At 52.2% G+C, this 11,949-nt stretch carries 14 protein-coding genes; 10 read left to right on the top strand and 4 right to left on the bottom strand.

Features of this window, described 5'->3' with window-relative positions:
- Window positions 1–4 precede the first annotated feature (4 nt).
- Window positions 5–973, bottom strand: a complete 969-nt coding sequence (locus R2X38_RS18100) for a calcium/sodium antiporter (RefSeq protein WP_317523727.1) — start codon at window positions 971–973, stop codon at window positions 5–7.
- A gap of 452 nt (window positions 974–1,425) precedes the next feature.
- On the opposite strand from R2X38_RS18100, the gene mlaF reads away from it, so the two are divergent.
- Genes mlaF through murA form a run of 7 tightly spaced genes read left to right on the top strand, consistent with a single transcriptional unit; the run spans window position 1,426 to window position 6,049 of the window.
- Entirely contained in the window at window positions 1,426–2,250 is an 825-nt protein-coding gene (mlaF, locus tag R2X38_RS18095) for a phospholipid ABC transporter ATP-binding protein MlaF (protein WP_317523726.1), read from the top strand.
- A complete protein-coding gene (gene mlaE / locus R2X38_RS18090; RefSeq protein ID WP_317523725.1) occupies window positions 2,247–3,029 on the top strand; it encodes a lipid asymmetry maintenance ABC transporter permease subunit MlaE in 783 nt (260 codons plus the stop codon). Before mlaF ends, mlaE begins: the two co-directional genes overlap by 4 nt.
- A 37-nt stretch (window positions 3,030–3,066) precedes the next feature.
- Entirely contained in the window at window positions 3,067–3,543 is a 477-nt protein-coding gene (gene mlaD / locus R2X38_RS18085; RefSeq protein WP_317523724.1) for an outer membrane lipid asymmetry maintenance protein MlaD, read from the top strand.
- A 12-nt stretch (window positions 3,544–3,555) separates the two neighbouring features.
- Window positions 3,556–4,200 carry a phospholipid-binding protein MlaC gene (mlaC, locus tag R2X38_RS18080; protein WP_317523780.1) on the top strand — a complete coding sequence of 215 codons (645 nt, stop codon included), beginning with the start codon at window positions 3,556–3,558 and terminating at the stop codon, window positions 4,198–4,200.
- Window positions 4,193–4,504: a lipid asymmetry maintenance protein MlaB gene (locus R2X38_RS18075; protein ID WP_317523723.1), complete on the top strand. Its 312-nt coding sequence runs from the start codon at window positions 4,193–4,195 to the stop codon at window positions 4,502–4,504. Before mlaC ends, R2X38_RS18075 begins: the two co-directional genes overlap by 8 nt.
- A gap of 20 nt (window positions 4,505–4,524) precedes the next feature.
- The gene (ibaG, locus tag R2X38_RS18070) at window positions 4,525–4,782 is read left to right on the top strand and encodes a BolA family iron metabolism protein IbaG (protein ID WP_107300014.1); all 258 of its coding nucleotides are present in this window, start codon (window positions 4,525–4,527) and stop codon (window positions 4,780–4,782) included.
- A gap of 10 nt (window positions 4,783–4,792) precedes the next feature.
- Window positions 4,793–6,049, top strand: a complete 1,257-nt coding sequence (murA, locus tag R2X38_RS18065) for a UDP-N-acetylglucosamine 1-carboxyvinyltransferase (RefSeq protein WP_317523722.1) — start codon at window positions 4,793–4,795, stop codon at window positions 6,047–6,049.
- Window positions 6,050–6,259: 210 nt separating this feature from the next.
- Here the strand turns inward: murA and degS are convergent, their stop codons facing one another.
- From degS to zapG, 3 genes are all read right to left on the bottom strand, one after another.
- Complete coding sequence (gene degS / locus R2X38_RS18060) at window positions 6,260–7,327, bottom strand: outer membrane-stress sensor serine endopeptidase DegS (RefSeq protein ID WP_317523721.1); 1,068 nt, start codon at window positions 7,325–7,327, stop codon at window positions 6,260–6,262.
- A 190-nt stretch (window positions 7,328–7,517) separates the two neighbouring features.
- A complete protein-coding gene (locus R2X38_RS18055) occupies window positions 7,518–8,885 on the bottom strand; it encodes a Do family serine endopeptidase (protein WP_317523720.1) in 1,368 nt (455 codons plus the stop codon).
- A 110-nt stretch (window positions 8,886–8,995) separates the two neighbouring features.
- Entirely contained in the window at window positions 8,996–9,445 is a 450-nt protein-coding gene (gene zapG, locus R2X38_RS18050) for a Z-ring associated protein ZapG (protein WP_317523719.1), read from the bottom strand.
- 244 nt (window positions 9,446–9,689) lie between these two features.
- On the opposite strand from zapG, the gene zapE reads away from it, so the two are divergent.
- From zapE to rpsI, 3 genes are all read left to right on the top strand, one after another.
- The gene (gene zapE / locus R2X38_RS18045) at window positions 9,690–10,787 is read left to right on the top strand and encodes a cell division protein ZapE (protein ID WP_317523779.1); all 1,098 of its coding nucleotides are present in this window, start codon (window positions 9,690–9,692) and stop codon (window positions 10,785–10,787) included.
- 286 nt (window positions 10,788–11,073) lie between these two features.
- The gene (gene rplM / locus R2X38_RS18040) at window positions 11,074–11,502 is read left to right on the top strand and encodes a 50S ribosomal protein L13 (RefSeq protein ID WP_107300019.1); all 429 of its coding nucleotides are present in this window, start codon (window positions 11,074–11,076) and stop codon (window positions 11,500–11,502) included.
- Between the two features lie 15 nt (window positions 11,503–11,517).
- Complete coding sequence (rpsI, locus tag R2X38_RS18035; protein ID WP_107300020.1) at window positions 11,518–11,910, top strand: 30S ribosomal protein S9; 393 nt, start codon at window positions 11,518–11,520, stop codon at window positions 11,908–11,910.
- Window positions 11,911–11,949 lie beyond the last annotated feature (39 nt).

Genomic DNA, 11,949 nt, shown 5'->3' with positions numbered 1-11,949 from the left:
TCCGTTAGGCTGCCAGATTATAAAACAGATAGCCTTGATAGGCGATAAAGGTCGCCAATAGGATGAAGCCTTCTACACGATTGATTCGGCGGCGCTTTCCTAGCGCCATCAAAACCAGCAAGATCGATACACCCAGCATCACATAGTAGTCGCGGCCCATGGCCAGCGGGCTCAGGGTGGAGGGGTTCAGCAGGCCGGGGATCCCCATCACCGCAAGGATGTTGAAGACGTTGGAGCCGATGATATTACCGACTGCCATGTCATCTTCGCCTTTGAACAGGCTGGCAACCGAAGCAGCCAATTCCGGCAGGCTGGTCCCGATCGCAATAATGGTCAGGCCGATCACCAGATCGCTCATGCCGAAATACTTGGCAATGGTCACCGCAGAGTCAACCAGCATGCTGGCCGCATAAGGCAGCAGCACCAAGCCGATAAGTGTCCACATAATCGCTTTCGGGTTGCTGACACCCTCTGGGATATCGGATTCTTGCTCTTCAACCAGCGGATCGCCGCCGGTTGCTTTGGCATTGCGGCTGATCCTGAGCATCGCCAGCAGAAAGGCCACAAATAGAACAACCAGCAGTACACCTTCAAAAAAACCCAGGTGGCTATCCCACAACAGAACACCGGCAATCAGGGTCACGCCCATCATCAACGGCAGCTCGCGGCGGATAATCTCCGAGCTGATTGATAAAGGCTTGATAAGTGCAGTAATACCCAAAATAAGGGCAATGTTGGCAATATTCGAACCCAGCACGTTACCGACTGCAGTGTCTGTTTTGCCATCCAGAGCGGCGGTGGCCGATACCATCATCTCAGGGGCCGAAGAGCCCATGGCAAGAATGGTCATACCGATGACAAGTGGGGTGACACCAAGATTTTTTGCAAGCGCCGCAGCGCCATAAACAAGTCGATCTGCGCTCCATACCAGTAAGGTCAGGCCGATACAGAGAAACACGATGGCTTCGAGCATTGTTATCCCTTTTGTAAAATTGTGCTGGATTGAATCACGACTGCATGCCGGAAAGCGGCTGTGATCCAATTGGGGTGATTAATAATAAGAGACTAATTTTGACGGTTCGGCCATGAAAAGGAAAGCAAAAGGGACGAGAAAATGATTATTGTCTATGGATTTTTAACCGGTTGGGACAATGTCGAAACAAGGCGGGATGGATTCGACCCAAACAGCCTTATGTCTTGCAGGGTATAGGCCATTACACTCAATGTTTACAAGGGAATATCGTCCTTCTTAGCACTGTGCTGACCGAGAAATCACAGACTTCTTACAGTTCATCCCTTGAGTTGGTTGCATAATCTACCTATCATCAAAGATATAAAGATAACTAATTAATTCTATTCATATAATGTCGCTTGCTATGTTAGCAGGCCGACTTTTGGACTGGCAGGACAGCCATAAAGGTAACTATGGAGCAGACAGAGGCGCTGGTTTCTATCCGGCAAATGACCTTCTCCCGTGGTGAACGAAAAATCTTTGATGATGTTTCGTTGGATGTGCCCAAGGGCAAAGTAACAGCCATAATGGGCCCGTCAGGGATTGGTAAAACCACCTTGCTACGGTTAATTGGCGGCCAGATCTTGCCTGATAGCGGTGATATCTGGTTTGAGGGGTGGAATATCCCGACCCTTGGTCGCAGCGAGCTGTACCGGGCGCGCAAAAAAATGAGCATGCTGTTCCAATCAGGGGCGCTGTTCACTGACATGACGGTATTTGATAATGTCGCGTTCCCGCTGCGTGAGCATACCCAGCTGCCGGAGGACCTCTTGCATACCTTGGTACTGCTCAAGCTGGAAGCCGTAGGGCTGCGCGGGGCGGCGCAATTGATGCCGAGTGAGTTGTCTGGCGGGATGGCTCGGCGGGCCGCGCTGGCCCGGGCGATTGCGCTGGATCCGGATATGATCTTGTACGACGAGCCGTTCGTTGGTCAGGACCCGATCAACATGGGGGTGCTGGTCAAGCTGATCCGCGCGCTTAACCAGGCGCTGGGGATCACATCGGTGATTGTTTCCCATGATGTGTCCGAGGTAATGAGTATTGCGGACTATGTCTACATACTCTCTGGCAGCAAGATCATCGGTCAGGGGACGCCGCAGCAGTTGCGCGATAACCCTGATCCACGCGTGCGCCAGTTTCTCGATGGTGATGCTGATGGGCCGGTGCCGTTTCGCTTCCCTGCCGAGCCGATGGAGCAGACGCTGTTTGCCCTTAGCGGCCAGGAGCACCGAGCATGATCACAGAGTTTATTTCCCGCCAGGGACGTCGGGCGCTGGATATCTTCCAGACCATGGGCCGAGCAACCTTGGTGTTGTATGGCGCGCTGGTCAGCCGACCGCAGCCTGGCAAGATGTTCCCGCTACTGATGAGCCAGCTTTACAACGTTGGTGTGTTGTCGGTTGCTATCATTCTGGTCTCGGGGCTGTTTATCGGGATGGTACTGAGTCTGCAGGGCTACATTGTGCTGGTGGACTTCGGGGCTGAAACCAGCTTGGGTCAGATGGTCGCCTTGTCCTTGTTGCGCGAGCTCGGGCCGGTGGTGACCGCCTTGCTGTTTGCCGGTCGGGCAGGGTCGGCGCTGACTGCCGAAATCGGCTTGATGAAAACCACCGAACAGTTGTCGAGCATGGAGATGATGGCGGTCGACCCGCTGCGTCAGGTCATCGCTCCGCGGTTCTGGGCCGGCGTGATTTCGATGCCATTGCTGGCGATGCTGTTCTGTGCCGTGGGGATCTGGGGCGGTCAGCTGGTCGGGGTCGAATGGAAAGGAATCGATCACGGCAGTTTTTGGTCGGTGATGCAGTCTTCGGTCGAACTTGGCTACGACATTGGTAATAGCATTATCAAATCAGTGTTTTTTGCTATCACCGTGACATGGATTGCGGTCTTCAATGGTTACGATGCAGTACCGACCTCAGAAGGGATCAGCCGGGCAACCACACGTACCGTGGTGAACTCGTCATTGGCAGTATTGGGGCTGGATTTTGTCCTTACGGCCCTGATGTTTGGCAACTGATAAAACCGCGATGCGGTAATACAACAGGAATAAACTGATGCAGCAAACGAAAAAATTAGAATTATGGGTAGGCAGCTTCGTATTGGCTGGCTTTGCTGCCCTGCTGGTGTTGATCTTCAAGGTTGCCGATGTCCAGAATTTAGGTGGCGCGGAGACTTACACCCTCAAGGCCCACTTCGATAATATCGGAGGCTTGAAAGTCCGCTCACCCATCAAGGTCGGAGGGGTAACCGTCGGCAAAATTACAAATATCACCCTGGATACTGAAACTTATGTTCCTGTGGTGGCGTTATCTATTGAAAAGAAATTTGGCTTTTTCCCAGAGACGAGTTCCGCCGCTATTTTGACTTCTGGCCTGCTGGGCGAGCAGTACCTAAGTATTTCTCCGGGGTTTGTCGATGAAGACATTGAAATGCTGGGCGACGGCGATCTCCTTGAGGACACCAAGTCCGCACTTGTATTGGAAGATATGATTGGCCAGGTGCTTTATAGCATCGGCGGAGACACTAACTAAGAGAGCACGATGATGAAATGGTTTCGCTATGTACTTATGATGTTTGTCTGCCTGCCGTTGGTCACGCAGGCGGCCCCTGTCGACAAGACGAACCCTTATACCATGATGGATCAGGTGTCGAAGAAGACCTTTTCTCGGCTGAAGTCGGAGCAGAGCCTGATTCAGCAAAATCCTGAACGTCTGCGTACCGTGGTGCAGCAAGAGTTGCTGCCGTACATCAATACCCGTTATGCCGCCTATAAAGTGCTTGGGCCCCACCTGAAAAGTACCGCCCCACAGCAGCGCAATGATTTTGTGGCCGCGTTCACCGATTACCTGGTGGCGTCTTATGCCCAGGTGCTGACCCAGTACACCGATCAGGATATTGAGATCGAGTCACCTAAATCGATCCCTGCTGATCGCAGTGTGGTGTCTGTTCGGGTGGATATCGTCGATACCAAGCGCCCGCCAATTCGTTTGGATTTCAAACTGCGCAAGAACAAGAAAACCGGTGAGTGGCAGGGCTTCGACATGGTGGCCGAAGGGGTCAGCATGATCTCGACCAAGCAGAGTGAGTGGAGTGGCCAGTTGCGTAGCCAGGGGGTGGATGCCGTGACCCAGGATCTGAAGCGATTGGCTGCCAAGCCGATTCGTCGCGAGCCAGAAAACAATGAGTAAGCAAAAGATCGAGTGGCAAGCTCAGGAAAATGGCCTTTACTGCTTGTCAGGGACATTGGAACGTGACACAGTTCCAGCTTTTTGGCAGCAACGCCATGAATGGATGCCGAAAGATAGCCAGGTACAGCTGGATCTGGCAGCGGTCGGGCGTATCGATTCTGCCGGTATGGTGATGTTGCTACACGTATACCAACAGCTGAGCCAGAATGGCTCTGAGCTGAAAATATTGAATGTGCCAGAGCAGCTTGTCACGCTGCTTCGTCTGAGTCACGTTGAGTCAATGTTAGCGGCTTGCATCGAGTGAGCTGCGAAAGAGGATAGCTTGTGGAAATCTCTGAAATTAAAGAAATTCTAGAAAATGCTCTGGAACTTGACGAAGTGATCGTCAAGAGCGACGGCAGTCACTACGAAGTGATTGCGGTTGGTGCAATGTTTGAAGGTATGAACCGTGTGAAGAAGCAGCAGGCTATTTACGGCCCGCTGATGGGACAGATCGCAGCGAATGAAATTCATGCGTTGAGCATCAAGACGTACACACCGGAAGAGTGGGCACGTGACAAAAAATTGATGTCGCTGTCTTAAGAGGTAAATGATGCAGAAGTTTCGAATCCAGGGCGGTGGCCCATTAAGCGGCGAAGTCTCCATTTCTGGTGCTAAGAATGCAGCATTGCCTATTTTGTTCGCAGCCCTGTTGGCCGAAGAGCCGGTAGAAGTCGCGAATGTACCAAAGCTACGTGATATCGACACCACCATGGAGCTCTTGAGCCGCCTGGGTGCCAAGGTATCGCGCAACGGTTCCGTGTATGTCGATGCGGGTCCGGTTAACGAATTTTGTGCGCCGTATGATTTGGTGAAAACCATGCGTGCGTCTATCTGGGCCTTGGGTCCGCTGGTGGCGCGTTTTGGTCAGGGCCAAGTATCGCTACCGGGTGGTTGTGCGATTGGTGCTCGTCCCGTTGATTTGCATATTCACGGACTTGAGCAGCTGGGCGCAACAATCACCCTGGAAGAAGGTTACGTCAAAGCCACGGTTGATGGCCGCCTGAAGGGTGCCCACATCGTGATGGATAAGGTCAGTGTCGGTGCGACCGTGACTATCATGTCTGCGGCCACGTTGGCTGAAGGCACAACCGTGATCGAGAATGCAGCCCGCGAGCCAGAAATCGTTGATACGGCGGACTTCCTTAATACCCTGGGTGCCAAAATCACCGGTGCGGGTACCGATACCATCACTATCGAAGGTGTTGAGCGCCTGGGCGGTGGCTACCATGAAGTGGTCGCAGACCGTATCGAAACCGGTACTTTCCTGGTAGCTGCTGCGGTATCTGGCGGTAAGATCATGTGTCGCAACACCCGCCCATCACTGCTTGAAGCGGCGTTGGCGAAGCTGGAAGAAGCCGGTGCCAAGATTGAAACCGGTGATGACTGGATCAGCTTGGACATGACAGATCGCGAACTGAAGGCGGTGAATATCCGTACGGCTCCGCACCCTGGCTTCCCAACCGATATGCAGGCCCAGTTCTCGCTGTTGAACCTGATTGCCAAAGGCACAGGCATCATTACCGAGACCATCTTCGAAAACCGCTTCATGCACATTCCTGAGCTGATCCGTATGGGCGCTCGTGCGGAAATCGAAGGCAACACAGTGATCTGCGGTGATACCGACGGCCTGAGCGGTGCGCAGGTGATGGCAACCGACCTACGTGCGTCTGCCAGCCTAGTGATTGCCGGCAGCATTGCCAAAGGCGAGACCATCGTTGACCGCATTTACCACATCGACCGTGGTTACGAGCACATCGAGGACAAGTTCAGCGCCCTAGGCATGAACATCGAGCGCTTTAGCGAGTAAGAGCGGTTCTGCTTGAATTGAATACGTGAGAAATCCTCGGCCTTGGCCGAGGATTTTTTTGGTTAAAAGAGGCTCTGGGTCCTTGGCTAGGGGCTATCGGGAAAAGCCAAAGACAAACGAAGTCCGAAGCAACATCATTGTAATGCTCTTAGGCTCTTCCCAGTGCCTAGGGCCGGCTTTTCCTATGGCCTATTGCCCCTCGCCATCGGCTCAGTATCCATTCGGCTCGTCACCAATCCGAACCATCAGATCGGTTGGCTCGCCATTGCGCAGAACCTTCATTGGCACTTCTGTTCCCGGGCGAAGCTCGGTAACGATATCCAGCACGTTTCGGCGGTCAGTAACCCGCTTGCCGTCAATCTCGATCAGGATATCCTGTACCTTGAAACCTGCCTTGGCCGCAGGGCCATTAGGATCCATGCCCATGACGATGATCCCGCTGATCTGTTCGGCATCGTAGAGCCTTGCCATTACCGGGTTGATATCCCGTGCTTCCAAACCGATATAACCCCGGATCACCCGTCCGTCGGCAATCAGTTTGTCCATGATTTTACGGGTCAGTTCATAAGGGATCGCAAAAGAGATACCGTAGGTTTCAATGTCGGTCGCCTGCTGGAAGGAGGCGGTATTAATGCCGACCAACTCGCCGCGGGTGTTGACCAAGGCACCACCGGAGTTGCCTTCGTTGATGGCGGCGTCGGTCTGGAGGAAGTCCTGCCTGCCATAGAAGCTCATGCCTGAACGGCCAGTGGCCGAGATGATGCCGTAAGTTGTCGTTTGGCCGAGGTTGTAAGGGTTACCGATTGCCAAAACGACATCGCCAACTGCCGGGCGGTAGTCTGGACTGGTTGGGATGACCGGCAGGTTTTCGGCCTGGATTTTCAATACCGCCAAATCAGTACGCTGATCTTTACCAATCAACTGGGCGGTAAGGATGCGGCCATCTTGCAGGGCGACGATGACCTGGTCGGCCTCTGCGACAACATGGTAATTGGTAACGATGTAGCCTTTGTCGCTCATGATCACGCCGGATCCCAGGCCCTGAGTACTGAGCTGCAGACGGTCTTCGGCATTGTAGCGACGGTTATAGATATTGACGACAGCCGGCGAAGCACGGCGGACGGCATAGTTGAAAGAGACTTGAGTCTGGTTGACTTCAACCGGGGCCAATACCTGAGGCGTATTGAGCATTTGGGTTCGGAGATCAGGGAAGAGCAGCAGTAGAGCGATGGCTGTAACGACACCCAGCAACGTTGATCTAGCCCAAAAAGCCAGCATGTTCGCTCCCTTGAATGAATAAACTACTGATAATAGTCGAAGAGGGTACCATTACCTTAGACAAGATACCAAATGTTGGCTGTGTATTTTACTGAATAATGTAATGAAAGCTTAGCCGGGATATTTATGCGGCAATAGATATGGGGAGGAGGTATGGCAGCCGGTGTCGACCGGCTGCCGAGGGTAACGTTTAGCGGATGATGAGGTAGAGGATACTGTTGTCTCGTTTCACTTCGAGAGCCAGTACGCTAGGTTTCTTGTCCAGCGCTTTTCTTAGCTCACCCAGGTTACGAATTGGCTGGCGGTTGACACCAAGGATGATGTCGCCTTCACGCAAACCGTAGCGGGCTGCTTCAGAGTTTTCCTGCAGGCTGGTGACCTTAACCCCTTTGGCATTATCTTTTGAGGTGGTGTTGGCAAATTCGGCACCGGCTAGGCCTTCATGCAAGCTGTCGGCCTTGACCTTATTGATCGAGGCTTCCTGCAGCTTGGCTGTGACATCGAGCTCTTTGCCGTCACGGACAATACCCAGTGACACGTCTTTGCCGGCCCCTAGGGTGGCAATTTTCGCTCTGAGCTCGCCGAAGGTGCGGATCTGCTTGCCGTTAACCGACACGATAATATCACCGGCCTTCAAGCCTGCTTTCTCGGCTGCCGAGTCAGGCATGACCTGGTTGATAAAGGCGCCATGGTTGGTTTCGTAACCGAAGGCTTCGGCTAGCTCTGAGGTGAGCTCACCGCCCTGAACACCAAGAATACCGCGTTTGACCTCACCGAATTCAATGATCTGCTCGGTCAGGTTTTTCACCATATTGACCGGAATCGCAAAGCCAATACCGACGTTGCCGCCGTTAGGGCCAAGGATAGCGGTATTAATACCGACCAGCTCACCATTGAGGTTGACCAAAGCGCCGCCTGAGTTACCGCTGTTGATCGCGGCATCGGTCTGGATAAAGTTTTCGAAGTTCTCGATATTCAGGCCGCTGCGGCCTAGGGCTGAGATGATCCCGGAGGTGACTGTCTGGCCGAGGCCGAACGGGTTACCGATGGCAACCGCGAAATCACCGACCCGCAGTTTGTCTGAGTCAGCCAGTTTAATTTCGGTCAGATCGCTGACGTCTTTAAGTTTGAGCAGAGCGATATCTGACATCTCGTCGCTACCGATCAGTTCGGCAGAGACCTCACGGCCATCGTGTAGCTGGACCAGGATCTTATCCGCCCCACCGATGACGTGGTGGTTGGTGACGATATAGCCCTTGTCGGCATCGACGATGACCCCTGAGCCCAAGCCGCGGAAAGGTCGCTCGCGGATTTGCTCTTCAGGGAAGTCGGGGCCGAAAAAGAAGCGGAACGTTTCTGGTAAACGCTGTTTGGATACTTGTTTACCTTCAACGGCAATGCTGACGACAGCAGGGGTCACTTGCTCTAGCATCGGGGCCAGGCTGGGGACCTGCTGGTTGTTGACTGACTGGGGAAGGGCGGCGGTTGCCGTCACTGGGGTAATAACTGAGCTGATGCCGATAGTCAGGGCACTTAAAACAAGTAATGTTTTTTTCATTATTACTAAACTCCGGTTTTCAAGTCCAATCGCAGCCACACATCCTAGTGTGTTGATATGGCTGCTTAATCTCAGACTTGAAAACCGGTGTTTAGTTCCTAAGAATTTTCTTAGCTTGCCTTTGACTCTTCAGCAGCAGGCTTTGGCTCTTCGGTAACGACTTCAGGTTTTTGGTCCTTCAGTAGACCCGTTGCGCCGTTGGCGTAATCGCGAGGTTGCTCGTCTTGGCTGTCTTTTACCTCTTTTACCGCTTCCAGTGTGCTGATGCGGTGGGCAAATGGGTTGTCTTGCTCTGGTAGGTTTGGCATCAGCTCGGTTGAGGTTTTTGCCATGTGCTCGTAAAGCTTGCTGTAGTCTTTGGCAATGTTATCAAGCAGCTCAGAGCTCTGGGCGAAATGATCGACCAGTTCCTGGCGGAATTGCTCTAGTTCGTATTTTGACTTATCCAGCTCTTTTTTCAGTTCTTTTTGCTGTTTCAAGCCTTTGTTGCTCAGCCTAGTGGCAAAGGCACCGACAATGGCACCGGCAATGAAAATCAGCAGCGCATAAATCCAAGCCATGAAAAACTCCTTTTGCTCTTCTCTTATATAGGGACAGGGGGATAACGTACTACAGGCAGGCTAGCCTGCAGGGGGGAGTGGTGTACGTACATCATCACGCCTGTTGTATAACATCGAGATTTAATTGGTGCTGAATAGCACGTCAACTTCATCTGCTCATCAACTTGTCTAGATACTATACATGTACATGAAGCAGCATGGTACTATCTCGCATACGGAGAATGACGGTTTGGGCTTTACAAGGATGACCCCACAACAAAAATACCAACAAGATCTTAAGCGTAGCGATTTCGTTGCCGATCCGGCCCAGGCAATGGCCGTTGGCCACCTTGATGATTTGTACCATCGACTTCAGGCACTGAAGCCGGAAGTCACGCAAAGTTGGGTTGATCGCCTGATGCGCCGCCCGGTCGAGTCGCCTGCGCCGGTGAAGGGGCTTTATTTCTGGGGCGGGGTGGGGCGCGGCAAGACCTACCTGGTTGATACGTTCTTCGATTGTTTGCCGACAGAGCGCAAGATGCGGGTCCACTTCCACCGTTTCATGCACCGGGTGCATCAGGAAATGAAGCAACTGGAGCTGCAAAGTGATCCGCTGGAAGTGGTGGCCGAACGGTTTGCTGCCGAGACCGATATCATTTGTTTTGATGAGTTTTTTGTTTCGGATATTACCGATGCGATGATCCTCGGTACCTTGTTTGAATCCTTGTTCCGCAGGGGAATTACCTTGGTGGCCACGTCGAATATTCCGCCTGACGAGCTTTACCGTAATGGCCTGCAGCGGGCACGTTTCCTGCCGGCTATCGACCTTATCCATACCCATTGCGAAGTGGTTAATGTCGATTCTGGGGTGGATTACCGCCTGCGCACCCTCGAACAGGCTGAAATCTACCATTACCCGCTCGATGAGCAGGCCGAGCAAAACATGTTGCACTATTTTCAGCAGTTGGCTGCCGGCGAACACCGAACGGGGGGGACGATAGAAGTTAATAACAGGGTCTTGCCTATCCGGCATAAGGGAGAAGGGGTGATCCACTTTGATTTTGCCACCCTGTGCCAGACTGCCCGCAGTCAGAGCGACTATATGGAGTTGTCGCAGCTCTACCATACCGTCTTGTTATCAGAGGTGACCCAGATGCAAGAGGGCGACAGTGACGCGGCAAGACGCTTTATTGCCCTGGTTGATGAATTCTATGAGCGCAATGTCAAACTGATCATCTCGGCCGAGGTTGAGCTGGCCCAGCTTTATCAGGGTGAAAGGCTGGCTTTCGAGTTCAAGCGCTGTTGTTCAAGGCTTATCGAGATGCAGAGCCACGATTACTTGGCCAGCCCGCATCTCCCATGAGAATGGTTTGTACTGACAAGGCTCAACGATAGGGGAAATAGCCCGAATTGGTGGCTGATAACCTGTTGTTTTGGGCCTCAAACCCTGCCAGAGAAAAAATCGCAATTTTTTTTCAAAAAAAGGTGATTTTTTCTCCACCCTTCCCTATAATCTTGCGACCCACCGTACCTGTAACGGCAAAAGCCGGGAGTGCCAACCACTCGAAGGGGTGATGAGAGGGCTCTGTACAGAGGGAGCAATGCTGCTCCTGTAAAGTGAAACTATTTAATTTTGGGTAAGAATTAGCATGAAAACTTTCGTTGCTAAACCAGAAACTGTAAAACGTGACTGGTATGTTGTTGACGCTGAAGGTAAAACTCTTGGTCGTCTAGCAACTGAAATCGCATCTCGTCTACGTGGTAAGCACAAGCCGGAGTACACTCCGCACGTTGACACTGGTGACTACATCGTAGTTATCAACGCTGAAAAAGTTGCAGTAACTGGTGCTAAGCGCACTGACAAGATGTACCACCACCACACTGGCTACATCGGTGGTCTGAAGTCTATCAGCTTCGACAAGCTTCTTGATAAGAAACCAGAAATGATTATCGAGACTGCTGTTAAAGGCATGCTTCCTAAAGGTCCTCTAGGCCGTGCTATGTACCGTAAGCTGAAAGTTTACGCGGGTACTGAGCACAACCACGCTGCACAACAGCCTAAAGTTCTAGACATCTAATTGGGGAAGATGACAATGGCAGAGAATCAATACTACGGCACTGGTCGCCGCAAAAGCTCAGCTGCTCGCGTTTTCATTAAACCGGGTACTGGTAACATCGTAATCAACAAGCGTAGCATCGAAGAATACTTCGGTCGCGAAACTGCTCGCATGGTTGTTCGTCAGCCTCTTGAGCTAGTTGAAATGATTGAGAAACTAGATCTATACATCACTGTTAAAGGTGGTGGTATCACTGGTCAATCAGGCGCTATCCGTCACGGTATCACTCGTGCACTTATGGAATACGATGAGACTCTACGTCCAGCTCTACGCGCAGCGGGTTACGTAACTCGTGACGCACGTAAAGTTGAGCGTAAGAAAGTTGGTCTACGTAAAGCACGTCGTCGTCCACAGTTCTCTAAGCGTTAATTTTACGCTTCAGAATTTATTCTGGAAACTGTGTGCAAA

This window comes from Photobacterium rosenbergii (assembly GCF_033022775.1).
Taxonomy (GTDB): Bacteria; Pseudomonadota; Gammaproteobacteria; order Enterobacterales; family Vibrionaceae; genus Photobacterium; species Photobacterium rosenbergii_A.
Note: the sequence above shows the minus strand (reverse complement) of the source record. Positions and strands in the feature narration are given on the sequence as shown.